Here is a 26,183-nt window from a genome sequence, read left to right as displayed (position 1 = left end):
GGCCGGGACACGTGAAACGCGTCCTAGCTGGGCGGATACACTCGTCGCCGTGAGTGACGCGCTGGACGATTTCCACGAGGACCTGCCCGAGCAGATGCGCATCCGGCGAGCCAAGCTGGACCGACTGCGTGCCTCGGGCAGGGAACCCTACCCCGTCGGCTTCGACAGGACCACCACGATCGCGGAGGTCCGCGAGCGGTACGGAGACCTGGAGCCCGACCACTACACGGGCGAGCGCGTCTCGATCACCGGCCGCGTCATGCTGTACCGCACGGGCGGCAAGCTCTGCTTCGCCACGATCAAGGACCCGTCGGCCCAGATCCAGATCATGTTGTCGCTCGACAAGGTCGGCGCCGAGGCCCTCGACTCCTGGAAGAGCGACGTCGATCTCGGCGACCACATCGGGGTCACCGGCGAGGTCATCACCTCCAAGCGCGGCGAGTTGTCGGTGCTGGTGGACGAGTGGACGTTGACGTCCAAGGCGCTGCGTCCGCTGCCCGAGAAGCACAAGGGCCTCACCGACCCCGAGGCGCGCGTGCGCCAGCGCTACGTGGACCTGATCGTCAACAACGAGGCCCGCGACATGGTGCGGAAGCGCGCCGCCACCGTGCAGGCGCTGCGGCAGGGCCTGCTGGAGCGCGGGTTCCTCGAGGTCGAGACGCCGATGCTGCACCAGGTGCACGGCGGTGCCACCGCCCGCCCGTTCACCACCCACATCAACGCCTACGACCTCGATCTCTACCTGCGCATCGCCCCCGAGCTGTTCCTCAAGCGGCTCATCGTGGGCGACCTCGAAGCCGTGTTCGAGATCAACCGGTCGTTCCGCAACGAGGGCGCCGACTCCACGCACAACCCCGAGTTCACGATGCTGGAGTGGTACCGCGCCTACGGCGACTACAACGACGGCATGTACATCACCCAGGATCTCGTGCGGCGCGCGGCGGAGGCGGTGTTCGGCGACACGATCGTGCGTAACCCGCGCTACGGCGAGGTCGATCTCAGCGGCGACTGGCCGCAGATCACCCTCTACGGGTCGGTGTCGGAGGCGCTGGACGCCGAGATCACCCCGCGTACGCCGCTCGACGTGCTCCGCAAGCACGCCGACAAGCGCGAGATCAGCTGGGACCCGGAGTGGGGTCCCGGCAAGCTCGTGGAGCACCTGTTCGAGGAGCTGGTCGAGCACACGCTGATCCAGCCCACGTTCGTGCGGGACTTCCCGCTGGAGACGAGCCCGCTGACTCGCCAGCACCGCGACGACGAGCTGCTTACCGAGAAGTGGGACCTCATCGGGTTCGGCATGGAGCTGGGCACCTGCTTCTCCGAGCTGATCGACCCGGTGGAGCAGCGCAGGCGCCTCACCGAGCAGTCCCTGAAGGCGGCGGGTGGTGACCCGGAGGCCATGCAGCTCGACGAGGACTTCCTGCGCGCGTTGGAGTACGGGATGCCGCCGACCGTTGGCGCGGGTATGGGCATCGACCGTCTCCTGATGGCCTTCACCGGCAAGGGCATCCGGGAGACGATCCTGTTCCCGATGGTCAAGCCCGTCTGATCGGGTGGTCTTCCGGGCTCGCCCCTCGGGGTGAGCACCGGAGTGGACACGTGGCGAGGGTGTCGAGGTTGGTTCCGGCGAACCGGCCTCGGCACCCTCGTGTCGTTCGCGGATCGGGCCCCGACTTCAGAACTCGGCGGCGATACGGAAGAGTCCGGAATGGGCGACGCCGGCGTCGGCAAGGCCGGCCGTCCATGATTGGACCCCCGGGTCGTCGACCGCGGTCCGCCAGGTTTCGAGGCTGTCCCAGTGCGCGACGGTGACCAGGGGGAAGCGGGCGTCCGGAGCCACGGCTCGGTGCAGCCGCGCGTCCCGGAAACCGGGGACCGTACTCAGCGATTCGCCCGAGGCGAGCCAGTGCGGCGGGAACTCGTCGACTCGTTCGGCGGGCGACTCGAAGGCGACGACGAGGGTGACCCCCGCTCCCCCTTCCCGACCGCCCCTCTCCGCGCGAACCTCGCCCACCACCCGGTACCACCCGCCGCGCACGGTGGCGTAGCTCGCCGCGGTGGCCGCCGACGCGACGAAGTTGGGATTGGACAGTGCCCGGTCCCTGGCCTCGACACTGTCCCAGTGCGCGACGTTGACCAGGCCGAATCGGGACTCGGACGAGATCCTGCGGTGCAGCCGCGCGTCCCGGAAACCGGGAGCCGTGTGGATGAGGCGTACGCGCTCCCGCCAGCGTTCGACGGATTCGTCGATCCGCTCCTCGGGCAGCTCCCACAAGTCGATCAGAGTAACGGTGTTCTCGCTCACCGAACCAGCATCGAACCTCGACCGTACTGCAGCTCAAGCCGAACCGAACCACCCCGGTGTGAGGTCCACCTCAACCGATCCCGTCCCCGAAAGTCGGTCCTCTCCCCCGACCGGACCTGGAACGAAGTGTCTCACCGGCTCTAGCCTTGCGGGTTCATGGAGATCATCGACACCGATGTGCTCGTGATCGGCGCGGGGTTCGGGGGAATCGCCGTGGCCGTGGAGCTGCGGCGAGCGGGTATCCACGACGTCGTCGTCCTGGAGGCCGCCGACGACGTGGGCGGGGTATGGCGCGAGAACACCTATCCGGGGGCGGGATGCGACGTGCCGTCGCCGCTCTACTCGTTCTCCTTCGCCCCGAACCCGGCCTGGCCCCGGCGCTACGCGCTGCAACCCGACATCCTGGCGTACCTGCGCCGGGTGGCCCGGCGATTCGGCGTGTACAACCTCGTGCGATTCCGCAGCGAGGTCACCTCGGCGGAGTTCGACGCGGAGACCGGCCGCTGGTCGGTCCGCACCTCCGACGGCGCCGAATACTCCGCGCGGGTGCTGGTGCCCGCCACGGGACAGCTGTCGCGACCGGTGTACCCGTCCGTTCCCGGAACGGCCACCTTCACCGGGCCGTCGTTCCACTCGGCGCGGTGGGACCACGACTGCGAGTTCTCCGGCAAGCGGGTCGCGGTGGTGGGCACCGGCGCCAGCGCCGTGCAGTTCGTGCCCCATCTGGCTCGCCGGGCCAAGTCGGTGACCGTGTTCCAACGAACCGCGCCGTACGTCCTCCCCAAACGCGATCGCGTCTACACCGAGCGGGGCAGAGCACTCCTTCGCGCGGTGCCGTTGTTGCAGAAGATCGACCGGCTCGGCTTCTGGCTCTACACGGAGTTCGCCCAGCAATGCCTGACCAAGTGGCGGTTATTCAGTCCATTCTTCACAATCCAAACCAGACGACATTTGCGCCGGTCCCCGCTCGATCCGAAACTTCGGGAGAAGCTGACGCCGAACTACCAACTCGGTTGCAAGCGCGTGTTGTTCAGCAACGATTACTATCCCGCCCTCGCATCGTCCACTGTCGACGTCGTCACCTCGGAGGTCGCCGCCGTCACCCCCACCGGAGTGCGCACGGCCGACGGGGAACACCACGAAGTGGACGTCATCGTCTACGGAACCGGTTTCGCGGCAACGGAATTCCTCGGCTCGATGACCGTGCGCGGCTTGGCCAGCCGCAGTCTCGCGGACGCGTGGCGGGACGGCGCACGGGCCCATCTCGGAATCACGGTTCCGGGTTTTCCCAACCTGTTCCTCATGTACGGACCCAACACCAATCTCGGTGGTGGCTCGATCGTCCACATGCTCGAAAGCCAGGCACGCTACGTTCGCGAGGCGGTGCGGTGGCTTTCCTCCCATCCCGGCCACTACCTCGACGTGCGCCCCGAGGTGGAGCGACGCTGGGACCGAGAGGTCCAGTCCAGACTCGCGCGGTCGGTGTGGACCCGGTGCCGTAGCTGGTACCGCGACGCGAACGGTCGTGTGGTGTCCATCTGGCCGGGACGCACGTCCGAGTACCGGCGCCGCACCCGGACCCTGCGGCTGTCCGACTTCCGTGTCGGGCGCGTCCCCAGCCTCTCGGCGACCCCCGAACCAGCTCGGTGATGCGGCCCCTCCGCACCGATCGCCCGACGGAACCCCTCCAGCGCACCACGTAACGACACGCCCATATATTGGGTGCCGACCACTCTCGAACCACCACATGTAGGCTTCGGTCACCGAGAGCTGAGCACAACCGAACACCGACCCAACTCGCGGGCGGACTGCCCGCGAGGCGGTCGACTGCACCCTTTTGGAGTCGTCGCATGTCAGTGGAAACCGCACCGGATGCCGCCCCGTCCCGCTCGACCAGAGCCCCACGGGTGCCGTGGGACCGCGTCGAGAAGACCGTCCGCGAGGCCGTCGCGGGCCTTGCGGACACCTCCGCCGACGCGGTCCTCGCCGAGTTGGAACGCAACGTCTACGACGGCATCGGCCCGGACGAATTGGCGCTCGCGCAGGTCATGGCGGCCCGCACCCTCGTGGAACGGGAACCGAACTACTCGTTCGTGGCCGCCAGGCTGCTGCTGGACTCCCTGCGCGGCGAAGCCCTCACCTACCTCGCGGGCGAGCCCCGGCACCCCGACTACCCCGAGATGGCCGCCGCGTACGGCGACTACTTCCGCGACTACCTGCGCCGCGGCGTCGAGTTGCACCTGCTCACCGAGGAGCTCGCCACGTTCGACCTCGACGTCGTCACGGCGGCGCTGCGCCCCGAACGCGACCTGGACCTGGGCCTGTTGGGGCTGCAGACGCTGTACGACCGCTACCTGCTGCGCGATCCCCACTCCGGCACGCGCTTCGAACTGCCGCAGGCGTTCTTCATGCGGGTGGCGATGGGGCTTTCCATCGCCGAACCCGACAAGGAGGCCAGGGCCGTCGAGTTCTACGAACTGCTCTCCTCGCTGCGGTTCATGACCTCCACGCCGACGTTGTTCAACTCCGGCACGCGGCGGCCCCAGCTCTCCTCGTGCTTCCTCACCACCGTGTCCGACGACCTGGGGTCGATCTTCAGCAGCTACCGCAACAACGCGCTGCTGGCGAAGTACTCCGGTGGTCTGGGTAACGACTGGACGCCCGTGCGCGGGCTGGGCGCCCACATCCGGGGCACCGGCGGGAAGTCGCAGGGCGTCGTGCCCTTCCTCAAGATCGCCAACGACACCACGGTGGCGGTGAACCAGGGCGGCAAGCGCAAGGGCGCCGCGTGCGCCTACCTGGAGACCTGGCACATCGACATCGAGGAATTCCTCGAACTGCGCAAGAACACCGGTGACGACCGCAGGCGCACCCACGACATGAACACCGCCAACTGGGTGCCCGACGAGTTCCTGCGCCGCGTGGAGGCCGACGAGGAGTGGACCCTGTTCTCCCCCGACGAGGTCCCCGACCTGCACGACCTCTACGGCACCGCGTTCGCCGAGCGCTACCGGGAGTACGAGCAGGCCGCCGACGCGGGTGAGATCCGCGTGTTCCGTCGGGTGAGCGCCAAGCAGCTCTGGCGCCGCATGCTGACCATGCTGTTCGAGACGGGGCACCCCTGGATCACGTTCAAGGACCCCTGCAACCTGCGGTCACCGCAGCAGCACGCCGGCGTGGTGCACTCCTCGAACCTGTGCACGGAGATCACCCTCAACACCAGCGCCGACGAGATCGCGGTGTGCAACCTCGGCTCGGTCAACCTCGCCCGCCACGTCGGCAAGGACGGCCTGGACGTCGAGGCGCTGCGACGCACGGTGACCACCGCGGTCCGCATGCTCGACAACGTCATCGACATCAACTTCTACACGGTGCCGGAGGCGAAGCGGTCGAACCTGCGTCACCGTCCGGTGGGCCTGGGAATCATGGGCTTTTCCGACGCGCTGTTCGAGCTGGGCATCCCGCAGGCGTCGGAGGAAGCCGTCGAGTTCGCCGACCGCAGCATGGAGGTGCTGAGCTACCACGCCATCTCGGCGTCGGCGGAGCTGGCCGAAGAGCGGGGCGCGTATCCGTCGTTCGAGGGCTCGCTGTGGAGCCGGGGCATCCTGCCGATCGACTCGCTGCGGCTGCTGGCCGAGGCACGCGGTGAGGACGAGCTCGACGTCGACACCACCATGACGTTGGACTGGGACTCCCTGCGCGAGCGCGTCCGCACGGTCGGCATGCGGAACTCCAACGTGCTGGCGATCGCCCCGACGGCCACCATCTCGAACATCTGCGGGGTCGGGCAGTCAATCGAACCGTTGTTCTCGAACCTCTTCGTCAAGTCCAACATGTCCGGCGAGTTCACCGTCGTGAACCCGCATCTGGTGGCCGACCTCAAGCGACGCGGCCTGTGGGACGACGCCATGGTCACCGAGCTGAAGCTCCACGACGGTGTGCTCGCCCCGATCGACCGCGTCCCCGACGACCTCAAGGCCCGCTACGCGACGGCGTTCGAGATCGACAGCCGGTGGCTGATCGACGCGGCGTCCCGCCGGCAGAAGTGGATCGACCAGGCACAGTCGCTCAACCTCTACCTCGCCGAACCGAGCGGAAAGGCCCTCGACGCGCTGTACCGGCACGCCTGGCGGCGCGGCCTGAAGACGACCTACTACCTGCGCTCGCGGGCGGCAACCCAGGTGGAGAAGAGCACGTTGCGCGGCACCGACGGGCGGCTCAACGCGGTGACTCCCGCCGTGCCGGTCGAGCCCGCCTCCGCCTGCCGCATCGACGACCCCGACTGCGAAGCCTGCCAGTGACCTGCTCGGAGCCGATTCCTTCGAAAGGAGACTCGTTGAGTCACAACCTCACCCTCGACTTCGGGGCCGCGCGCGTGAACGTCGACGACAAGGCGATGATCAACGCGCGGGCCGACGTCAACCAGTTGCTTCCGTTGAAGTACGGCTGGGCGTGGGAGAAGTACCTCGCGGGATGTGACAACCACTGGATGCCCACCGAGGTCGCGATGCAGGCCGACATCGCGCTGTGGAAGTCGCCGAACGGCCTGACCGACGACGAACGGCTGATGCTCAAACGCAACCTCGGGTTCTTCGCCACCGCCGAGTCGCTGGTGGCGAACAACCTGGTGCTGGCCGTGTACCGGCACCTCACCAACCCCGAGTGCCGGCAGTACCTGCTGCGGCAGGCGTTCGAGGAAGCCGTGCACACGCACACCTTCCAGTACATCTGCGAAAGCCTCGGCCTGGACGAGGGCGAGCTGTTCAACGCCTACCGCGAGGTGCCGTCGATCGCGGACAAGGACTCGTGGGCGCTGCAGTACACCCGGAACCTGGAGAACCCGAACTTCCGCACGGGCACCGTGGAGGCCGACCGGGACTTTCTGCGCGACCTCGTGGCCTTCTACGTCGTGTTCGAGGGCATGTGGTTCTACACCGGGTTCGCCCAGGTGCTGTCGCTCGGCCGACGCAACAAGATGGTGGGCATCGCCGAGCAGTACCAGTACATCCTGCGCGACGAGTCGATCCACCTGAACTTCGGCATCGACTGCATCAACCAGATCAAGGCGGAGAACCCCCGGCTGTGGACCCCGGAGTTCCAGCGTGAGGTGCGCGACATGCTCGTGGAGGCGTGCGAGCTGGAAGTGGCCTACGCTCGTGACACCATGCCGAGGCCGATGCTCGGGTTGTCGGCGGAGCTGTGCGAGCAGTACATGCACTTCATCACCGACCGCAGGGCCGCCCAGCTCGGGCTGGAGCCGGTGTTCGGGGAGCGGGAGAACCCGTTCCCGTGGATGTCGGAGGCCATGGACCTGCGCAAGGAGAAGAACTTCTTCGAGACCAGGGTCATCGACTACCGCAGCGGTGCCGCGTTGGAGTGGGACTGACCCTCGCTGCTCGGGAGGAGGCCGGACCGACTCCCGAGTAGTGACCAACGAAACCCGGCCGGAGTCGGCGTGGCTACCCCCACCGGCTCCGGCCGCCGTCATACTGCATCGGAAATCGCACCGGCAGTAGCCCCACACGACACGGTGGAGTGATCAATCCACCCTTCCAGGCGGTAGACAAGATGCTCATTGCATGATGCTGTTGCAGAGTTGCGGACTATGGTCCGGAAAATGCTGCCCTGCGAGGATGACAATCACCTCGGAGGGTCGACGAGAATGTGCGAGGTGAAGCGTGCCGGAACCTGGTGACACGCCAGGACTGGATGACATCGCGCGCCGTTGGGTCGCGCGTCTCGGTGAGGTCGACGGCGTGTCGTTGTCCACTGAGACCTTGGAGCCCGCCCTGCTCGCGGTCGCGCGCGAGGCACGGGCGGAGGCGCAGACGGCTCGCGACGCGGCCGCGCGCCGTTTCGCCGACCTCTACGCCGCCATCCCGATCGGCGTCGTGCTCGGGAACCCCGACGGCACCATCCACGATGTCAACCCCGCTTTCGGCGAACTGCTCCACCACACCCGCGCCGACCTCGTCGGTCGGCCTCTCACGGAGCTCGCCGCCACGCCGAACGACGCGCGGGTGCTGGCCGCGGCCCTCGACGAGGCCCTGCTCCCGGCCCGACGGCCCCGGCAGGAACGGCTCACCCTCACCCACGGCCGCGACGGCACGCTGCGGACCCGCGTGACCATCGCCACCCTCACCGCCGAGGACTCCGGCCTTCCGCATCCGGTGCTGCTGATCGAGGACATTCACGAGCTCGATCTGCTCAGCGAACAGCTCCGCAGGCAGAACATCCAGGACCCACTCACCGGGCTGCCGAACTCGTACCACTTCGACAACAAACTGGACACCGCCCTCGCCGCGTCGTCGGGCGGTCGGATCGCCCTCGTCTACCTCGACATCGACGGGTTCCGCGTCATTAACGACGGCCTGGGGCCGGGCGCGGGCGACGAGCTGCTCCGACAGGTGGCGTGCAAACTGGAGGGCAACTTCACCGCGTGCCCGCAGTACGACGCGGTGGTCGCGAGGTTGTCCGGCGACGGTTTCGCCGTGCTCCTTCACGGGCGGCAGGACGGGGAACCCGACACCGCCACCGTGGTCGACCTCGTCGAGGAGGCCATGCGTGACCTCGCCGAACCCGTGTACGTGGACGAAACGGGCGTCGGGATCAACGTCAGCGTGGGCATCGTCGTCACCGAGGGGCCGGGACGCAGCCGCGAGGACCTCCAGCGGGCGGCCGAGCTGACCCTGCACCGCGCCAAGGAGAACGGCAAGGCCCAGTGGATGCTGTTCGAGCAGGAGCTGCACGACCGCGACCGGCGCCGCTTCGGTATCGGAGCCGGGATCGGCGGTGGTCTGGAGAACGGCCAGTTCGGCGTGGACTACGAACCCACGGTCACGCTCGACGAGCACGAACGCATCGCGGTGGTCAACGCCCAGCTCCGCTGGGACCACCCCGAACACGGGGTGTTGCGACCACGTGATTTCTTCGCCCTGGCCGACGCCACCGGGATGACCCCGGCGCTGGGGGAGACGCTGTTGGCCCAGTCCATCGCCGACGCCGCCTCGTGGCAACGGGAGTTCGGCAACGCACCGGATCTGTGCGTCCGGCTGCCTTCCCGGCTCGCCATCGACCCGAACCTGGTCCGCATCGTCCGCACCGAACTCGAACGCACGGGCCTCCCGGCCACCAAGCTCCGCATCTGCGTCGACAGCGCGGACCTGACCGACCCCCGTGGTGAGGTGCTGGAGAACCTGTCCATCCTCGCCGAGCTCGACGTCAAGATCACCCTGGCGGTGGCCGGGGCCGCCGACATCGAGCTGATCCACCAGCACCGGCTTCCCGTCGGCTTCGTCATCGTGTCGGGCACGTTGGTCGACGCACTCGCCGAGGAAGGCGAGAGCGCCCAGGGCGCTCACCGGCACTTCGCCATGCTGGTGAAGCGGGCCCGCGAACTCGGCATCTTACGGATCGGCGTCGACGGCGTGCACGACACCGAGCACGCGCGCAAACTCGCCGAGCTGGGGGCCGTCGCGGGTCGTGGCAAGTTGTTCGGCGAGGAAGTCGACGCGGCGGGCATCCGGTCCATGCTCGCCGAATCGGCCGCGCGAATGGAATCATCGCGGCCATGACAGAACTTTCCACCGCGCCGGACTTCACGTTGCCCGACGAGACGGGTACCCCTCGTCGGCTGACCGAGCTCCTCGCCACCGGTCCCGTCGTGTTGTTCTTCTATCCGGCCGCGATGAGCCCCGGCTGCACGGCCGAGAGCTGCCACTTCCGCGACCTGGCCTCCGAATTCGCCGAGCTCGGGGCCCGCCCGGTGGGCGTGAGTTCCGACCCGGTGGACACCCAGCGGAAGTTCTCCGAGGCCCATTCCCTGGGCTTCCCGCTGCTCTCCGACGTCGACGGCGCCGTCGCCGAGCAGTTCGGGGTGCGTCGGGCGTTCGGTCCGCTGCGCACCAAGCGGCACACGTTCGTCATCGACACCGACCGGAGAGTACTCGCCGTGATCCGCAGCGAACTCCGTATGTCCGTCCACGCCGACAAGGCGTTGGAAGTACTGCGCGCCCGGAAGAGCTGACGCCGCCTCCGTCGTGCGCACCATGGCGACGCGATGTGACGAAAAGCCACGCCGAGTGCCGCCCCTCCGGCCGAGCCGTAAGGTGGGGCGCGCCGTGGGTTCGCCCCTCGCGGGGCATCGTAAGAGGGAACCCGGTGGGAATCCGGGACTGCCTCGCAGCGATCAGTGGAAACGACCGCCGTCATCGAGCACTGAGCCTTCTCGGTCCGGGAAGCGACGGCCAGTAGGCGTCCGTCCTTGAGGTCTTCTCCGACAGCGACCGACATCGCCCACGAGTCCGAAGACTTGCCCGCTGTCCGTGCGCCTCCACGCGCACGGTGCCGTCCGCCGCGACTCGCCGCGCCGACGGTCCCGCGGTGACCGTGTCGGTGGACCGGATGACCTTCCGGGCCCCGGTCCGGGCCGGTGACCTGCTCAGCGTCCATGCCGAGCTGGAGCGGTTGGGGCGGATCTCGATGACCACCGCCGTCAGGGTGACCTCCGAGCGCTGGAACACCTCGGGTCCGACGACGGAGGTCGCGGCCGCGCGGCTGACGTTCGTCGCGATCGACGCGGACGGCAAGTCCCGCTCGGTTCCCCGCCTGGTGACTCGGCCGGAGGAGGCCTGACGTTGCACCGGGCACGGCCGCGCGAAGGACCCGGCGGCCGTGGCCGGTGCAACGGGGGTCACTCCATGAGTGCGTCCTCGGGGACCGGGGAGTCGGTGCGCAGTGCCTCGAACAGCGCCTCCGACTTCGCCGGGTCCCAACTCTCGGCCGAGGCGGAGGTGACCGGAACGGTGGTCGTGATCACTCCGCCGCTGCTGATGCCCCTCATGGCCCACGCCAACCCCACGAGGTTGTGCAGGTGGTCGTCGGTGTCGAGCGTGAGCGCGTCGGGCACGGCTCCCAGCAGCGGGAACACGTCGAACGGATTCAGCAGGGTGGCCGGGCTCGCGATCTCGTTGGCGAGCGCCCCGATGAACTTGCGCTGGTTCGCCACGCGGTCCAGGTCCGACCGCGGCGTGGCCGAGCTGTACCGCATCCGGACGAACCCGAGCGCCTGCGCGCCGTCGAGCGTCTGCTTCCCCGCCGGGATCACCACCCCCGTCTTGGTGTCGCGCATTTCCTGCGGGATGTCCATTTCGACACCGCCGATGGCGTCGACGACCTGCGCGAAGCCACCGAACCCGATCTCGGCGTAGTGATCGATGCGCAGTCCCGTGGCCAACTCCACCGTCTGTATCAGCAGGGGAGGACCACCGAAGGCGAACGCGGCGTTGATCTTGTTGACGCCGTAGCCCGGAATCTCGACCCGCGAGTCGCGCGGCAGGCTCAGCAGCGTCGGCTTCGTGTCGTTGTCCGGGATGTGCACGAGCATGATCGTGTCGGTGCGCTTGCCGCTCGCGTCTCCGGTGGACAGCTTCGCCATCTGCTCCTCGTCGAGCCCTTCACGGGAGTCCGAGCCCACCAGCAGCCAGTTGGTGCCCTCCCCCGCGGGCGGCCTGCCCTCGTAGTCGTCGGGGAGCGCGTCGGTGCGGTTGATGGAGAACTCCAGGTAGAGCCACACCGCGCCCAGGAACAAAACGAACGCGAGCACCAGGCACAACAACACCTTGGGGAACGACACCCGCCTGCGCCGGGAACCTCCTCCCGAGGCCGGGCGCGGAGGCCGGGACGGGGGTGGCTGGGGTGGCCGTGGCGCGACCCGCGTGGACTGCTGAGGAGGCCGTCCCGCCTGACGTGCCCGGTTGCTGCCCGGAATCGGCATCATCTGTGCTTGTTGTTGCCGGGGCCCTCGTGGCGGCCTCCGGCCAGGAGGCGGCGGCCGGTGTCCCCCCTGGTGCCCGCCGTAGGTCATGGCCACTCCGATCGCTTTCGTGCGGCTGTTTGCTGCCCGCATACCTACCGCATGTCCGATCGCGTAGACGCGGCATCCCCCGATCAGGTTGTACCGACCGCGCGAGAAAAGGGCTCGGGAAGCGAAAAACCCCCGGTCAGAGCATTAGGCTCCATCGAAGAGGCGCATCGTGAGCGAAAGCACGGGCCAAAAGCCCGTGATCGGGAACCAGACCCGCGGTCTGGACCGCGAACTCGGCGGCGAGCCGGTTCCACAGCGCGGGTCGGCGCAGAAGCGCGTGGTTCTCCCCCGCCACGTCGAACCGCGCCAGTCGGCCGGCCTGGGCGTCGGCGCGTCGCGCGTACCGATAGGAGTCCTCGGGCCGGGTCACGCGGTCGAGCGCGCCGTGCGCGATCACGACCGTCCGGCCCGCCACCGGCTCCACCGGTTCGTCGGGGGGCGTCCACGGCGCGAAGACGCAGGCGCCCCGGACCGCCTCGTCGTCGCACACCCGCAGGGCCACCCGGCCTCCCATCGAATGCCCCACCAACACCACGGGCAGGCCCGGCCGTTCGGCCCGGATCCTCTCCAACGCCCACCGCGCGTCCTCCACCGGGTGCCTCGCGGGCTCGTTCCACCCACGAACCCGGTTGCGCAACAGCCGCACCTCAAGGCCGTGTCGCGCGCCCGCCGCCCGCACGGCCCGAGCCACCGGCACCATCCGCAGGTACGCCAGCCGCCACGGCCGGACGACGTCGGCGCCGTACTCCGCGCCTCCGTGCAGCACGAGCGCGACCGCCCTGGGCCGAGGCGTGCTCGGCGGGAGGGTGGTCAGGGTGGGCCGCGCCACGACGGGGCTCACGCCGCCGACCGTTCGTCGGCGGCGAACTGGGTGTCGTGCAGCTCGGCGTACCGGCCGCCGAGAGCCAGCAGCTCGGGATGCGTGCCGCGTTCGACGATGCGACCGTCCTCGACGACGAGAATCAGGTCCGCCGCCCGCACGGTGGAAAGCCGGTGGGCGATGACCAGCGCCGTCCGCCCGTCCAACGCGTCGGCCAGCGCCTCGCTGACCGCGACCTCGGACTCGGAGTCCAGGTGCGCGGTGGCCTCGTCGAGCACCACCACACGCGGCCGGGCGAGCAACAGCCGGGCGATGGTGAGGCGTTGCCGCTCGCCGCCGGAGAGGCGGTAGCCCCGCTCCCCGACCACGGTGTCCAGACCGTCCGGGAGCGAGCGCACGAGTTCCTCCAGCCGGGCCCGACGCAAGGCGTCCCAGATCTCGTCGTCGCTCGCCTCCGGGCGCGCGTAGGCGAGGTTGGCCCGGATGGTGTCGTGGAAGAGGTGGCCGTCCTGCGTGACGAACCCCACCGTGCGCCGCAACGACTCGAACGAAAGATCCCGAACGTCCACGTCGGCCAACCGTACGGCCCCGGAGTCGACGTCGTAGAGCCGCGCCACCAACGAGGCGATGGTCGACTTGCCCGCTCCCGACGGCCCCACGAGCGCCACCATCTGCCCGGCCTCGGCCCGGAAACTCACGTCGTGCAGCACCTGTTCGCCACCCCGCGTGTCCAAGGTGGACACCTCTTCGAGCGAGGCCAGCGAGTACTGCTCGGCGGAGGGGTAGGAGAAACGCACGGAATCGAACTCGACCGAGACCCCTCCCGAGGGCAGCGGTGTGGGGTGGGGTTTCTCGGTGATCATGGGCTTGAGGTCGAGCACCTCGAAAATCCGCTCGAACGACACCAACGCCGTCATGACGTCCACCCGGACGTTGGCCAACGCGGTCAGCGGCGTGTACAGGCGGGTGAGCAGCAGGGCCAGCGCCACGACCGTGCCCGCGTCGAGGCGGCCGGTGAGCGCGAGCCAGCCGCCGAGGCCGTAGACGAGTGCCTGCGCCAGCGCCGACACCAGCGTGAGGCTGGTCATGAACCAGCGGGTCAGCATCGCCGTGCGGACCCCGATGTCACGGACCCGACCCGCACGCCTGCCGAACTCCTCGGCCTCCGCCTCGGGCCTGCCGAACAGCTTGACCAGCGTGGCACCGGGCGCGGAGAACCGCTCCGTCATCTGGGTGGTCATGGAGGCGTTGAGTTCGGCCGCCTCGTGCTGCAGGTCGGCCATCCTCCTGCCGATCCGTCGGGCGGGCAGCACGAAGACCGGCAGCAGGAGGAGCGCGAACAAGGTCACCTGCCACGACAGCGTGAGCATCACGCCGAGTGACAAGGCCAGCTGGATGACGTTGGTGACGAGACCGGACAGCGTCGCGGTGAACGTGCGCTGCGCGCCGATGACGTCGTTGTTCAGTCTGCTCACCAACGCGCCGGTGCGGCTGCGCAGGAAGAACGCCACGGGCATCCGCTGGACGTGTTCGAACACCGCCCTGCGCAGGTCGACGATGAGTCCTTCGCCGATGTGGGCGGACTGCCACCGCTCGGCGAGCCCCAACGCCGCGTCGGCCACGGCGATCGCCGCGATGGCCACGGCGAGCCAGACGACCGTGGAGACGGACTGCCCTCCGACGATGGCGTCGACCACGCGTCCCGCCAGCAGGGGCGTGGTGACGGCCAACACGGCCGACACGACCGTCAGCACGAGGAAGACGGCCAACCTCCGCCAGTGCGGCCGGGCGAAGGAGGCCACTCGGCGAACCGTGCCCTTACGCAGTCCCTTGGGGGCGTTGGCCGAGTTCATCGCCCCGCGAAGCAGCGACCATGTGTTATCCACTCGCCAACAACCCCTTTCCCGTGTGTGCCCCGCACAACAGCGACGACGCCGCGGATCTTCCCGTGCCTTGCTGATTCTGCCGGTGGTCACGGACAGTTCGGGCTCCTCTGTACTCTCGACCACCATGAGAATCCAGGCACAGCGGGAGGCGGAGCCCGCGCGGATCGGCGTGTTCGACCGCATACGAGCGGCGCTGTCCCGGCGGCCCCTCGCCGTCGACGCCCTGCTCTACCTCGGCTGTGCCTGCTACGCCCTGGTCATGGCGACGACCGACAAGCACTTCGGTTACCGGGTGTGGGGCGCCTTCGCCGTGGCGGGCTACGGGCTCGCCCTGGTGCACACCTGTTGGCTGCTGCTCACCCCGAACGCGCGGCCGTCCCGGAGGCGGTCACGCTGGGTGGGCGTGGGCGCGATCGGCGTCGTCGGCATGCTCGCCCCGATGGTGACCCTGCTCGTACGACGGGAAGCGTCGGGAGGCGACTGGACCGACGTCGAAAGACTGTGGAACGCCCAGCCCGAGGTGTGGGTCATCGAGCGCTCGGCCGACACCCTGCTGCACACCGGCAGCCCCTACCTGGACATCGCCGCCTTGGACCGGGCCCCGCACGTCCACGACTACACGCCCTACGGCCCCGTGATGGCACTGTTCGGGCTACCGCGTGCGCTGCTGGGCGGTTCCCCGGTCACCGACGTGCTCACCGACGCCCGTGTCGTGTTCGCGCTCGTGGCCGTCGGCTGCGTGGTCGCCGCTCTTCGGCTGCTGCGGGTGCCCTCGGTGCCGATCCGGGGCGCGCAACTCGCGGCGGTGTTCCCGCTGACGGCGCTCACCTGGGCCACCGCCGGCCCCGACCTGGCGATCGTGGGACTGATCGTGCTGGCGGTCGCGCTCGCCGCCACCGACCGCCCCGTCTCGGCCGCGCTCGTGTGCGCATTCGTGACGAGCGCGAAGCTGATCGCCGCGCCCGCCGCCGTCGTGGCCGGTTTCGTCGTCACCAGCCGACTGGGTGGGCGCGCCCTGGCTCGGTTCGCCGTGGTGTTCGTGGGCGTCACCGCCCTGGTGACCGTGCCCGTGTACCTGGTGAACCCCGGAGCCTTCGTCGAGCACGTGCTGCTGTTCCCGGCCGGTCTCGGCGAGGTCGCGTCACCCGCCGCGAGCCCACTGCCGGGGCGACTGATCGCGAGCACCGGGCCCGTGGGCACCGTGATCGCGCTGCTGCTGCTCATAGCAGCGGGTCTGGCCGTGCTGCTGTGGCTGATTCGCCGTCCACCTCGGACCGCGGCCGATGCCGCCCTGCGCATCGCGGTCGGGCTCGCCGCGTTCACGTTGCTGACGACGGCCACGCGTTTCGGCTACCTGGTCTACGTCTCCGTGCTACTGGGCGCGGTGCTGGTGTTCCGGAACCGGACCTCGGCCCCCCTCGGCGCCGAAGGGCCCGGCTCCGGACACCACGGAGATCCCATCTCTTCTACTTCTTCTTGACGCGCGTGGCGCCTCCCCTTCCCCGAAGCTGCACACCGGACTCCGACAGGACCCGGTGCACGAAGCCGTAGGAGCGTCCCGTCGACTCCGCCAGAGCGCGGATGCTCGCTCCCTTCTCGTACTTCTTCTTCAGGTCAGCAGCCAGCTTGTCGCGCGTGGATCCGGTGATGCGCGCACCCTTCTTCAGGTCTGCCACGTCAATCCACCTTCCGCCCGTTGATGTTTCGGGCCACTTTCAGCCCCTGCCGTGGCAATGATCGAACACGACGGCGCCGAATGCCAGACGACAACGAGAAAACATGCTCGAATGGCGTCGAAAACGTCCGATACGGTACTTGCTGTAGACCGAACAATAACGGAACGCGTAAAACTCACACGGTTGTCGTGGCCGGTGGCACACCACACTCCACCCGAAAGGGGGGCCATTCACCGATCCGTGGATCACCACAACGCCCCTGGTCAAAAAGCTGTGCGTGATCTTTCAATCACACGGTGAGCACATCGGACCGACAACCGGTGAGTACACTTCCGAAGAAGTCTCGAATTTCACCGGTAAAACACCCGATCAGGCGAGCTCAACCAGTTCCCGATAATCGTCGGACCAAAGATCTTCCGTGCCGTCGGGCAAGAGGATCACCCGTTCGGGTTCCAAAGCTTCGACCGCGCCGGGATCGTGGGTCACGAGAACCACCGCTCCCTCGTACCGGTTCAACGCGTCGAGCACCTGATCGCGGCTCGCCGGGTCGAGGTTGTTCGTCGGTTCGTCGAGCAACAGCACGTTCGCCGCACTGGAGACGAGCCCCGCGAGAGCGAGCCGGGTCTTCTCCCCGCCGGACAACGTCTTGGCGGGTTGTTCGAGCTGCTCACCGCTGAAGAGGAACGACCCCAACAGGTTGCGCAGTTCCTGGGCGCCGGTGTCCGGCGCGAGATGCCGGATGTTCTCCCACACCGTCGCCTCGTGATCCAGTGTCTCGTGCTCCTGGGCGTAGTAGCCCAGTCGCAGGCCGTGGCCCGCCACGACCCGGCCCGTGTCGGGCTTCTCCAGGCCGGCCAGCAACCGCAACAGCGTGGTCTTGCCCGCCCCGTTCAGTCCCAGCACGACGACTCGGGACCCCCGGTCGACGGCGAGGTCGACCCCGGTGAAGATCTCCAACGAGCCGTACGACTTCGAGAGGTTCTCGGCCGTCAACGGCGTCCGGCCGCACGGAGCCGGCGCGGGGAAGCGGATGTTGGCCACCTTGTCGGCCTTGCGTTCCTCGTCGAGACCGGCCAGCAACTGCTCCGCGCGGCGAGCCATGTTCTTCGCCGCCACCGCCTTGGTGGCCTTCGCACCCAGTTTGGCGGCCTGCTGTTGGAGCGCCGCCGCCTTCTTCTCGGCGTTGGCGCGTTCCCGCCTGCGACGCTTCTCGTCGGTGGCTCGCGCGTCGAGGTAGCGCTTCCAGTTCATGTTGTAGCTGTCGAGCTCACCGCGCGTGGCGTCGAGGAACCACACCTTGTTGACAACCTCGTCGAGCAGTCCGACGTCGTGGCTGATGACGACGAGGCCACCGGTGTGGGCCTTCAGGAAGCCGCGCAGCCAGGCGATCGAGTCGGCGTCGAGGTGGTTGGTGGGTTCGTCCAGCAACAGGATGGTGCCCGAACGTCCTCCCGCACCGGCTTCGGAAGCGGCGAACAGGATGCGCGCGAGTTCGACCCGGCGCCGCTGCCCACCGGACAGCGTCCGCAGCGGCTGCGGCAGTACGCGGTCCTCCAGGCCGAGGTTGGCGCAGATCCGAGCGGCCTCACTCTCGGCCGCGTAGCCACCCAGCGCGGCGAAACGCTCCTCCAGCCGCCCGTAACGCCGGATCGCCCTGTCGCGGGCGGCGTCGTCCACGAGTTCGGCCATCGCGTTCTGCGCCTTCTCCATGTCGCGCAGCAACACGTCGAGGCCACGCGCGGAGAGCACGCGGTCCTTGGCCGTCACCGACAGGTCCCCTTCCCTGGGGTCCTGCGGCAGATAGCCGATCTCACCGGTGTGGTGCACCTCGCCCGCGTACGGCTCGCCCTCCCCGGCGAGCACACGAAGCGTGGTGGTCTTTCCCGCGCCGTTGCGCCCGACGAGACCGATGCGGTCGCCGGGCTGCACCCGCAACGTGGTGTCGGACAGCAGGATGCGCGAACCGGCGCGCAGTTCGAGACCGGTAGCCGTGATCACTCAAAAGACTCCGTGGTGTGAACGTGGTGGTCGGACAGGTCGTGCACGAAGCGCTCACGCGCGCCTACTCCAGTCGAACGACCACGCGGCCCAGTGTAATGTGCGGCGCCAACCGTTTTTCGTGACGGTGGCGGGGGTCACCGCACAGTGATCTCCACCGCTCGGGCACGCTCGGCCGCCTCGTCGAGCACGGAACGTCGCGGTTCGGACACGGTGAGCACGCGTGGCTCCGCCTTGGCGAAGACCTCGGCGAGCCTTCGGTCCGCTCGCAGCTCTTCCAAAGCCCGCCGGTCGCCTCCGAGCACGACGGCGTCGAGGTCGGCGACACGGGAGCCCAGGACGTCGGCGGCGTCGTCGGCCGCCGCCCGCAACGCTTGCCGTGCCTGGCCCTCGCGTCGCCGGGCGAACCGCTGTTGCGACCACCCTCCGGCGGCGCTGCGGCCGTGCACGAGGTGTCGGTCCGTCCGCGACACCGTGACCCGTCCCCCCTCGGCGACGCCGACGCTGTGCCCACCGAGTCGCACGAGCAGCAGGCCGACACGGCGCGGCCTGCGCGCGTGCTCGACCAGGATTTCCGTCGCCAGCCCGTCGTGCCGGGTTCCGGGTTCGACGGCGAGCGGTTCGAACGGCACCGACGCCGTCGCGGTCACGCCGTTGCCGCCCACGACACGCACCTGCCTCGGGTCCAGTTCGGTGCACACCACCCCGTCGTTGCGCTCGGAAAACCGCGCGAACCAGCGGTCCAGTCGCTCCGGCTCCACCTCGACGGCCGTCCCCCCGCCCGACACCTGCCGTTTCCGCGCCATTCCCCCTCCGATTCACCCGAACCTCGTGCTGCCTCGATGCTACGGACGAACGCGGAGACGACGAGCGAGTTCCTCGACCAGCCGCGTCGCCGAGGCCCACACCGACGGCTAGAGCACCGAGGGCTCCGACCACGGTTGATCCGAACGGCCCGAGATCGCGTCGAGCATGGCCGAGGCCTGCCGGTCCGTCAGCGAGGCCACGAAGTCGATCACTGCCCTGCCCCGCGCCAGCGAGCGCACCGCGTCCGCGCCGCGCACCGGCTCCCCCGTGGCACCGACCAACAGCTCCGGCGCGTCGTGGGCGAGCTCGCCGTACTCGGCCTGCGCCAGCTCGACGAGATCGTGCAGCCTGCGGGGTAGCCGGGAGGTCTCCTCACGGTCGGACAGCCACGCGTCCAGCGCGTCCACCAGGTTGACGATCACACTCGCCTGCCCCCGCTGGTGCAGTGCCAGGTCGGGACGCTGCAACACGAACCGCTTGTGGACGAACTTGAGCACCTGCACCTCGTGCCACTGCGCGGGTTCGAGCGTGACGTGCCCGGTACGCGGCGAGGGCGAGGGAGTGACGACCACACCGTCCACCAGCCGCGCGGTCCAGCGCGCCGAGAACCGAGCCGTGGCCTGCTCGGCTTCCACCGAGCCGTCGAACGGGATGCCGAGCAACTCGTCCACCAGCTCGGCGCGCACGCGGGCGACCGCGTCGGCGAACGCACCCGCATCGGCGACCCAGGAGTCCTTGGCGTGCAGGCGGCGACGCAGGTGCTCCAGCGAACGCCCCGGCCTGCGGTGCTGGTCGATGAGCTCGGCCTCGGGCAACGCGGCGAGCTCGCCGCTGCGCGACAACCAGTGGCCCAGCTCCGCGGCCACCGCCGCGTGCTGCAGCACCCCGATGCGGTGGAAGTCCTGGAGGTCGTGGATGGCGTAGGCGATGTCGTCGGCGAGATCCATCACCGACGCCTCCACCGTCTGCTGCCAGTACTCGATCCGGTCGGCGAACGGCGCGCGGCACTCCTCCAGCTCGTCCAGCTCAGTGGCGTAGACGGAGAACTTGGCCGAGCCCGAGCCGGGGGCCTGGGGAGGTTCGGCGGCGCCGCGAGGGGGCACGGGCAGTGTGGACGGGTGGGGGCGCGGCCGGTGCAGGCGCGCCCACGGGTACTTCAGCAGCGCCGCCCGGACCGCCGCCGTGAGGTTCAGACCGCGGGGCACCGGGCCGCCCACCTCGGTGGTGGTGACGATCCGGAACGTCTGCGCGTTGCCCTCGAAGCCGTCGGCCAGCCCGTACCGGTGTCGGGCGATGCGGTCGAGCACCTGCTCGCCGAGGTGGCCGAACGGCGGGTGTCCGAGGTCGTGGCCGAGTGCCGCGGCCTCCGCCACGTCGGGGTCGCATCCGCCGAGCTTGGCGACGAGCGCACGCGTGTCCTCGGCGGCGGAGATGCGTTCGGCGATCAGTCGAGCCACCTGGGCGACCTTGAGACTGTGGGTGAGTCGGTTGTGCAGCAGTGCCGAGCCGCTCGCGCTGACCACCTGCGTGACTCCGCTCAGGCGGGCGAAGAAGGGCGAGGCGACCAGCCGGTCGCGGTCGGTCCGGAACGGGCTGGACGACAGCGCGGCGAATCCCGACTCCGCCGCTTCGTCCCGCCGCCCGGCGCGGGGGTCGGGGGACGGTACCACGCTCACCATGTCCCACACCGTACGTGAGATCCCTCCCCTTGTGGACCACCGTCGTCGTCCCCGGCCGCCCCGGACCGCCTCCGTGGCTCCCCGTTCCGTACTCACCCATCGGTGACAATGACGACTCCTTCCGACACGGTGAGTGAGGACTCGACATTCTCCCCGCATCGACGCGGGGTGATGATCCGAATTCACATCGTGATCATCCCCTGCCGGATCGGAGACCGGCATCGGCACTCGGCCCTGCGATATGCGTCGAGGAGATCACGGGTCAGTCACGTGAGGACGGCCATGTCGGACCTCTCCCGAACTGACTGAGTGATCAATTAGAGGCGAGAAATTTTCCTTGCATGACAAGGAAAATTTCCTCACCCAGAAAGAGATGGTTGCGATAATCGCAAGACGACACTACGGTCGATCCGCGTGAGTGAGAGCGACGAGCTACGACGAAGGGTCCGCAGCCTCATCCACTCACGACCGGGAGCGCAGCGCGAGTTCGCCGCTGCCATCGGTTTGGACGAGTCGAAACTGTCCAAATCGCTCAGTGGTACTCGGCGATTCTCGCCTCACGAGCTGGTTCGCATCGCCGAGTACTCCGGTGTGACGGTGAACTGGCTGCTCAACGGAAGTGACGACGCCAGGACCGTGGCCGCCGTACCGGCCCCGACGGCGCGTTCCCGCAGCGCTCCGGTCGACGGTCCCCAGTCGGACGCCCGCCGACGCATCCTGGAAACCGCGTGGCGTCTCATCGCTCGTCGCGGCTACCACAACGTCCGCATCGCCGACATCGCCCGCGAGCTCGGGACCAGCACCGCGACGATCCACTACTACTTCCCGAGCAAGAACGACGTCCTGTTGGAGGCCCTGCGGCGCAACGTCAAGCTGGCGTTCGACCGCCAGGTCGCCGAACTGCACACCATCGCCGACGCACGGGAACGGCTCGTGAGGCTGGTCGAACTGCAACTGCCCACGACCGGCCTTCTCCGGGACGAGTGGTCGGTGTGGTTGCAGGTGTGGACGGAGAGCACGTTCGATCCCGATGTCCGTGCGCTGTACAACGACGCCTACGACCGCTGGTACCAAACCATCGCCATGACCATCCGAACGGGACAACAACAGGGGGTGTTCCGCAAGCAGGACGCCGACGAGATCGCCACCCGGCTGAGCGCACTCATCGACGGGCTCGGGATCCAGGTACTGACCGGGAAACGGGGCTGCTCGGTGGACCACATGCGACAGCACCTGCACGACTTCATCGACCGCAACATCGTCGAAAGGCGGCCATGAGAGACGAAGTGATCATCACCTGCGCACTGACCGGTGCGGGCGACACGGTGGGCAAGAGCGAGTACGTGCCCGTGACCCCGGAACAGATCGCGGCTTCCGCGATCGAGGCGGCGAACGCCGGGGCCGCGGTGGTCCACGTCCACGTACGAGACGTCGAGACGGGACAGGGTTCCCGTGATGTCGCGCTGTATCGCGAGGTGGTGCGCCGTATCCGCGAGTCCGGGGTGGACGTCGTACTCAACCTCACCGCCGGGATGGGTGGCGACCTCGTGATCGACGACGAGGACCCGCTCAAACCCGTCGACGGCACCGACCTCGTGAACGCCCTGGACCGGCTTCCCCACGTCGAGGAACTGCTTCCCGACATCTGCACGCTCGACTGTGGTTCGCTCAACTTCGGCGAGGGCAACCAGCTCTACGTGTCGACCCCGGACATGCTGCGTACGGGAGCGCGGCGCATTCAGGAACTCGGTGTGAAGCCGGAACTGGAGATCTTCGACACCGGCAACCTGTGGTTCGCGACCAAACTCGTGGAAGAGGGTCTGATCGACGCGCCGCCGCTGTTCCAGTTGTGCATGGGCATTCCCTACGGGGCTCCCCCGAACCCGGCACTGCTCCAGGTGATGGTCGACATGCTGCCCGAGAACGCCCAGTGGGCGTCGTTCGCGATCGGCCGGAACCAGCTCCCGTGGGTGGCCGAGTCGGTGCTGCGCGGTGGCCACGTCCGCGTGGGGCTGGAGGACAACCTCTACCTGTCGAAGGGCGTCAAGGCCACCAACGGCCAGTTGGTGGAGCGCGCGGTCCGTATCGTGGAGGACCTCGGCGCGACGGTGGCCGGTCCCGACGCGGCACGGCGCATCCTCGGGCTGAAGGAGCGGACACGATGAGCGCCGGGACGCCGCACCCGCGCGAGGTCACGACGGTCGCGTGTGTCGGCGCGGGCGTCATCGGCGGTGGCTGGGCCGCCCATTTCCTCGCCCGCGGCTACGCCGTCCGCGCCTGGGATCCGGGCGACGGGGCCGCCGGGAGGCTGTCCCGGCTGGTGGAGACCGCGTGGCCCGCGTTGACGGAACTGGGGTTGGCCGACGGCGCCTCGCCGGACAACCTCACCGTGACGTCGACCCTGGCCGAGGCCGTCGACGGAGCCGGATTCGTCCAGGAAAGCGCCCCGGAGTCGCTACCGGTGAAGCGGCGGCTGCTCGCCGACATCGACGCCGCCACGGCGCCCGGCGTGGTGATCGCGTCGTCGACCTCGGGCTTCGCCATGACCGACATGCAAGTCGACGCCGCCACTCCCGAACGACTCGTCGTGGGCCATCCGTTCAACCCGCCCTACCTGATCCCGTTGGTCGAGGTGGTCGGCGGCGAACGAACCGAACGCTGGGCGGTCGACTGGGCGAGCGACTTCTACCGACACGTCGGCAAGTCGGTCATCACCATGAACCGCGAACTGCCGGGATTCATCGCCAACCGGCTCCAGGAAGCACTCTGGCGGGAGGCTTTGCACATGGTGGCGAACGGCGAGGCGACGCCCGAACAGATCGACACCGCGATCACCGACGGTCCGGGTCTGCGATGGCCGGTGCAGGGTCCCTGCCTGACGTTCCACCTCGCGGGCGGCGAGGGCGGCATGGCACACATGCTCGACCACTTCGGACCGTCGTTGCAGGAGCCCTGGACCCGGCTCGAAGCGCCGGAACTGACCCAGCGGTTGCGTGACGACATGGTGGCGGGTTGTGAGTCCGAAGCGGACGGAAGGACTTTCGCCGAGCTGGTGACGGAACGCGATCGTGGCGTGATCGCCATCCAACGTGCGCTCCGACGACTACGGGAAGATCGCGATGGGTGAGACACTGACCTACCACGACGTCGTTCGTGACGAGTGGATCGACTACAACGGACACCTCAGTGAACCGTTCTACGTGATGGTGTTCGGTTTCGCCACCGACCATCTCATGGACGAAGTCGGCATGGACGCGCACTACCGTGCCGAGACGGGATGCTCCCTCTACACGGTCGAGGCACACGTGCGGTACCTCCGCGAAGTCGCACCCCGCAGCGAGTTGACCGTGACTACTCAGGTCCTCTCCGTGGAGGGCAAGAAACTGCGATTCTGCCACGAGATGACCGTCGGCGACACGCTCGTCGCCACCGAGGAACTGCTCGCCCTCCACGTCGCGAAGGCCCGTGCCGCGCCGTTCCCGGACGACGTGGCCGCGCGGCTGCGGCGCTACCAGCGACCCGTTCCCGACTACGCGGGACGTGGCATTCGTTGATGCCCTCCCGCCCCGACCGGAAGTTTCCCGACGTTGTTTGACACATCTTTACAGCGAAGGTCGTTCCTGCTCGGTGCGTTGGCCACCGCGGCGACGCCGTTGCTCGCCGCGTGTGGTGGAACGTCGAGCGCCGCGAGTGAACCCAGCGGGCCACCCCGTCGTGGCGGGCGGCTCCGGGTGGGTGTCACGGGTGGCGGCGCCTCTGACACCCTCGACCCGCACATCCCCGCCACCAACCCCGACATCGCACGGGTGCGCAACCTGTACGAGCCGCTGGTCTACCGCGACCACGAGTACGAACTGCAGATGCTGCTCGCCGAGTCGCTCACCTCGTCCGAGGACGCGATGACGTGGACGGCGACCTTGCGCAAGGGAGTGCGGTTCAGCGACGGCCGTCCCGTCACCCCGGCCGACGTGAAAGCGACGTTCCGGCGCATCATGGACCCCGACGACCCGAAGAGCGGCGCCGCGAGCCTCACCATGCTCAACGAGGTCGTACCCACCGGCGACCGCACCGTCGAGTTCCGACTGGCCGAGCCGTGCAGCGTGTTCGACGATTACCTCGCCCAGTACTCGCTCGGCATCGTGCCCGAGGACTTCTCCCTCGACAACCCGGTGGGAACGGGCCCGTTCCGCGTGCAGTCGTTCTCCCCCGGCCTGCAGAGCGTGTTCGTCCGTAACGAACACTACTGGCGTCCCGGCCGTCCCTACCTCGACGAACTGGTGATCATCAACTTCGGGGAGGACGACGCTCGCATCAACGCACTGTTGTCGTCCCAAGTGGACGCCATCGACCAGGTGCCGATGGCCCTGGTGGAGGTTCTGCGCAGTGACGAGCGCCTACGCGTCCTCAGCTCGGAGACGGGCACCTGGCTGCCGTTCACCATGCGAGTGGATCGCCCGCCGTTCGACGACGTCCGAGTCCGTCAGGCGCTGCGGTTGGTCGTCGACCGGGAACAAATGGTCAACCAGGTGCTCAGCGGCCAGGGCCGCATCGGCAACGACCTGTACGCACCGTTCGATCCCGCCTACGCCTCCCACCTGCCGCAACGACGACGGGACCTTACGAAGGCCCGGCGCCTGCTGCGCGAGGCGGGGCGGGAGAACCTCGAGGTGGAACTGGTGACCGCGCCGATCCAGGCGGGCGCCGTCGAGGCCGCCCAGGTCTTCCAGCAGCAGGCCAAGGCGGCCGGGATAACCGTCCGATTGCGACGGTTGGACACCACCACCTTCTTCGGGGAGAACTACCTGAAGTGGGACTTCGCCCAGTCGTTCTGGTACACCCGCAACTACCTGCCGCAGGTGGCGTCCGGAGCATTGCCCGACGCTCCGTACAACGAGACCCACTGGGATGACGCCGAGTTCCGCAAACTCGTCGACCGCGCTCGCCGCACCCCGGACGAAAAGGAGCGCACGGAGCTGTTGCACGAGGCCCAACGCATCGAGTACGAGCGCGGCGGAAACATCATCTGGGGCTTCGTCAACCAAGTCGACGCCTATCAGGTGTACGTCGCGGGCCTGGTCCCCGACCGCACGGGCCTGCCGCTGTCCGGTTACTCGTTCGGCGACGTCTGGCTCGGCTGAGGAGGCCCG

General features: G+C 68.6%; 21 protein-coding genes and 1 riboswitch. Of the genes, 13 read left to right on the top strand and 8 right to left on the bottom strand.

Annotated elements, in window-relative coordinates; genetic code table 11:
* Positions 1–49: 49 nt before the first annotated feature.
* On the top strand, positions 50–1,549 hold the full coding sequence (gene lysX, locus SACGLDRAFT_RS08945) for a bifunctional lysylphosphatidylglycerol synthetase/lysine--tRNA ligase LysX (RefSeq protein WP_005463806.1): 1,500 nt from the start codon (positions 50–52) through the stop codon (positions 1,547–1,549).
* Positions 1,550–1,675: 126 nt separating this feature from the next.
* Here lysX and SACGLDRAFT_RS08940 read toward each other — a convergent pair whose 3' ends face one another.
* The gene (locus SACGLDRAFT_RS08940) at positions 1,676–2,305 is read right to left on the bottom strand and encodes an antibiotic biosynthesis monooxygenase family protein (RefSeq protein ID WP_005463804.1); all 630 of its coding nucleotides are present in this window, start codon (positions 2,303–2,305) and stop codon (positions 1,676–1,678) included.
* Positions 2,306–2,461: 156 nt separating this feature from the next.
* On the opposite strand from SACGLDRAFT_RS08940, the gene SACGLDRAFT_RS08935 reads away from it, so the two are divergent.
* From SACGLDRAFT_RS08935 to SACGLDRAFT_RS08910, 6 genes are all read left to right on the top strand, one after another.
* The gene (locus tag SACGLDRAFT_RS08935; protein WP_005463802.1) at positions 2,462–3,955 is read left to right on the top strand and encodes a flavin-containing monooxygenase; all 1,494 of its coding nucleotides are present in this window, start codon (positions 2,462–2,464) and stop codon (positions 3,953–3,955) included.
* A gap of 200 nt (positions 3,956–4,155) precedes the next feature.
* Positions 4,156–6,606: a ribonucleoside-diphosphate reductase subunit alpha gene (locus tag SACGLDRAFT_RS08930; protein ID WP_005463800.1), complete on the top strand. Its 2,451-nt coding sequence runs from the start codon at positions 4,156–4,158 to the stop codon at positions 6,604–6,606.
* Between the two features lie 35 nt (positions 6,607–6,641).
* Positions 6,642–7,691, top strand: coding sequence for a ribonucleotide-diphosphate reductase subunit beta (locus tag SACGLDRAFT_RS08925; RefSeq protein ID WP_005463798.1), 1,050 nt, complete (start codon positions 6,642–6,644; stop codon positions 7,689–7,691).
* A gap of 292 nt (positions 7,692–7,983) precedes the next feature.
* Positions 7,984–9,879, top strand: coding sequence for an EAL domain-containing protein (locus tag SACGLDRAFT_RS08920; protein ID WP_005463796.1), 1,896 nt, complete (start codon positions 7,984–7,986; stop codon positions 9,877–9,879).
* Positions 9,876–10,331 (top strand): peroxiredoxin, encoded by a 456-nt coding sequence (locus tag SACGLDRAFT_RS08915; RefSeq protein WP_005463794.1) that lies wholly within the window; start codon positions 9,876–9,878, stop codon positions 10,329–10,331. The genes SACGLDRAFT_RS08920 and SACGLDRAFT_RS08915 overlap by 4 nt, the downstream gene beginning before the upstream one ends.
* 79 nt (positions 10,332–10,410) lie before the next feature.
* A riboswitch (cobalamin riboswitch) is annotated at positions 10,411–10,638 on the top strand.
* 10 nt (positions 10,639–10,648) lie between these two features.
* Positions 10,649–10,939 (top strand): acyl-CoA thioesterase, encoded by a 291-nt coding sequence (locus tag SACGLDRAFT_RS08910; RefSeq protein WP_083852986.1) that lies wholly within the window; start codon positions 10,649–10,651, stop codon positions 10,937–10,939.
* A gap of 58 nt (positions 10,940–10,997) precedes the next feature.
* On the opposite strand, the gene SACGLDRAFT_RS08905 is transcribed toward SACGLDRAFT_RS08910, so the two are convergent.
* The 3 genes from SACGLDRAFT_RS08905 to SACGLDRAFT_RS08895 all read right to left on the bottom strand — a co-directional run bounded on the left by SACGLDRAFT_RS08905 (position 10,998) and on the right by SACGLDRAFT_RS08895 (position 14,876).
* Positions 10,998–12,170 (bottom strand): LCP family protein, encoded by a 1,173-nt coding sequence (locus SACGLDRAFT_RS08905; RefSeq protein WP_198283535.1) that lies wholly within the window; start codon positions 12,168–12,170, stop codon positions 10,998–11,000.
* Between the two features lie 136 nt (positions 12,171–12,306).
* Complete coding sequence (locus SACGLDRAFT_RS08900) at positions 12,307–13,011, bottom strand: alpha/beta hydrolase (protein ID WP_005463790.1); 705 nt, start codon at positions 13,009–13,011, stop codon at positions 12,307–12,309.
* On the bottom strand, positions 13,008–14,876 hold the full coding sequence (locus tag SACGLDRAFT_RS08895) for an ABC transporter ATP-binding protein (protein WP_005463788.1): 1,869 nt from the start codon (positions 14,874–14,876) through the stop codon (positions 13,008–13,010). Before SACGLDRAFT_RS08895 ends, SACGLDRAFT_RS08900 begins: the two co-directional genes overlap by 4 nt.
* A 124-nt stretch (positions 14,877–15,000) precedes the next feature.
* On the opposite strand from SACGLDRAFT_RS08895, the gene SACGLDRAFT_RS08890 reads away from it, so the two are divergent.
* The gene (locus tag SACGLDRAFT_RS08890) at positions 15,001–16,356 is read left to right on the top strand and encodes a glycosyltransferase family 87 protein (RefSeq protein ID WP_051036248.1); all 1,356 of its coding nucleotides are present in this window, start codon (positions 15,001–15,003) and stop codon (positions 16,354–16,356) included.
* Here SACGLDRAFT_RS08890 and SACGLDRAFT_RS08885 read toward each other — a convergent pair.
* From SACGLDRAFT_RS08885 to SACGLDRAFT_RS08870, 4 genes are all read right to left on the bottom strand, one after another.
* Positions 16,343–16,552 (bottom strand): helix-turn-helix domain-containing protein, encoded by a 210-nt coding sequence (locus SACGLDRAFT_RS08885; RefSeq protein ID WP_005455797.1) that lies wholly within the window; start codon positions 16,550–16,552, stop codon positions 16,343–16,345. The genes SACGLDRAFT_RS08890 and SACGLDRAFT_RS08885 overlap by 14 nt on opposite strands.
* Positions 16,553–16,921: 369 nt before the next feature.
* Entirely contained in the window at positions 16,922–18,550 is a 1,629-nt protein-coding gene (locus SACGLDRAFT_RS08880; RefSeq protein WP_005463784.1) for an ABC-F family ATP-binding cassette domain-containing protein, read from the bottom strand.
* 137 nt (positions 18,551–18,687) lie between these two features.
* Positions 18,688–19,356, bottom strand: coding sequence for an acVLRF1 family peptidyl-tRNA hydrolase (locus SACGLDRAFT_RS08875; RefSeq protein WP_005463781.1), 669 nt, complete (start codon positions 19,354–19,356; stop codon positions 18,688–18,690).
* 108 nt (positions 19,357–19,464) lie between these two features.
* Complete coding sequence (locus SACGLDRAFT_RS08870; RefSeq protein WP_005463780.1) at positions 19,465–21,036, bottom strand: deoxyguanosinetriphosphate triphosphohydrolase family protein; 1,572 nt, start codon at positions 21,034–21,036, stop codon at positions 19,465–19,467.
* Positions 21,037–21,450: 414 nt separating this feature from the next.
* Here SACGLDRAFT_RS08870 and SACGLDRAFT_RS08865 point away from each other — a divergent pair, with 414 nt between their 5' ends.
* From SACGLDRAFT_RS08865 to SACGLDRAFT_RS08845, 5 genes are read left to right on the top strand one after another with little or no spacing between them, the layout of a single operon-like run.
* Positions 21,451–22,314 (top strand): TetR/AcrR family transcriptional regulator, encoded by an 864-nt coding sequence (locus tag SACGLDRAFT_RS08865; RefSeq protein ID WP_005463778.1) that lies wholly within the window; start codon positions 21,451–21,453, stop codon positions 22,312–22,314.
* Positions 22,311–23,201 carry a BKACE family enzyme gene (locus tag SACGLDRAFT_RS08860; protein WP_005463776.1) on the top strand — a complete coding sequence of 297 codons (891 nt, stop codon included), beginning with the start codon at positions 22,311–22,313 and terminating at the stop codon, positions 23,199–23,201. Before SACGLDRAFT_RS08865 ends, SACGLDRAFT_RS08860 begins: the two co-directional genes overlap by 4 nt.
* A complete protein-coding gene (locus SACGLDRAFT_RS08855; protein WP_005463774.1) occupies positions 23,198–24,163 on the top strand; it encodes a 3-hydroxyacyl-CoA dehydrogenase NAD-binding domain-containing protein in 966 nt (321 codons plus the stop codon). The genes SACGLDRAFT_RS08860 and SACGLDRAFT_RS08855 overlap by 4 nt, the downstream gene beginning before the upstream one ends.
* Complete coding sequence (locus SACGLDRAFT_RS08850) at positions 24,156–24,590, top strand: thioesterase family protein (RefSeq protein WP_040919753.1); 435 nt, start codon at positions 24,156–24,158, stop codon at positions 24,588–24,590. Before SACGLDRAFT_RS08855 ends, SACGLDRAFT_RS08850 begins: the two co-directional genes overlap by 8 nt.
* 33 nt (positions 24,591–24,623) lie before the next feature.
* Positions 24,624–26,174 (top strand): ABC transporter substrate-binding protein, encoded by a 1,551-nt coding sequence (locus SACGLDRAFT_RS08845; protein ID WP_005463770.1) that lies wholly within the window; start codon positions 24,624–24,626, stop codon positions 26,172–26,174.
* Positions 26,175–26,183: the final 9 nt, after the last annotated feature.

Source organism: Saccharomonospora glauca K62 (assembly GCF_000243395.2).
GTDB lineage: Bacteria > Actinomycetota > Actinomycetes > Mycobacteriales > Pseudonocardiaceae > Saccharomonospora > Saccharomonospora glauca.
Note: the sequence above shows the minus strand (reverse complement) of the source record. Positions and strands in the feature narration are given on the sequence as shown.

Coding starts and splice junctions, on each gene's coding strand:
- SACGLDRAFT_RS08930 (WP_005463800.1), top strand. CDS start 4,156: ATGTCAGTGGAAACCGCACCGGATGCCGCCCCGTCCCGCTCGACCAGA.
- SACGLDRAFT_RS08915 (WP_005463794.1), top strand. CDS start 9,876: ATGACAGAACTTTCCACCGCGCCGGACTTCACGTTGCCCGACGAGACG.
- SACGLDRAFT_RS08875 (WP_005463781.1), bottom strand. CDS start 19,356: ATGGCGCGGAAACGGCAGGTGTCGGGCGGGGGGACGGCCGTCGAGGTG.
- SACGLDRAFT_RS08855 (WP_005463774.1), top strand. CDS start 23,198: ATGAGCGCCGGGACGCCGCACCCGCGCGAGGTCACGACGGTCGCGTGT.
- SACGLDRAFT_RS08905 (WP_198283535.1), bottom strand. CDS start 12,170: ATGACCTACGGCGGGCACCAGGGGGGACACCGGCCGCCGCCTCCTGGC.
- SACGLDRAFT_RS08935 (WP_005463802.1), top strand. CDS start 2,462: ATGGAGATCATCGACACCGATGTGCTCGTGATCGGCGCGGGGTTCGGG.
- SACGLDRAFT_RS08890 (WP_051036248.1), top strand. CDS start 15,001: ATGAGAATCCAGGCACAGCGGGAGGCGGAGCCCGCGCGGATCGGCGTG.
- SACGLDRAFT_RS08860 (WP_005463776.1), top strand. CDS start 22,311: ATGAGAGACGAAGTGATCATCACCTGCGCACTGACCGGTGCGGGCGAC.
- SACGLDRAFT_RS08850 (WP_040919753.1), top strand. CDS start 24,156: ATGGGTGAGACACTGACCTACCACGACGTCGTTCGTGACGAGTGGATC.
- SACGLDRAFT_RS08870 (WP_005463780.1), bottom strand. CDS start 21,036: ATGGTGAGCGTGGTACCGTCCCCCGACCCCCGCGCCGGGCGGCGGGAC.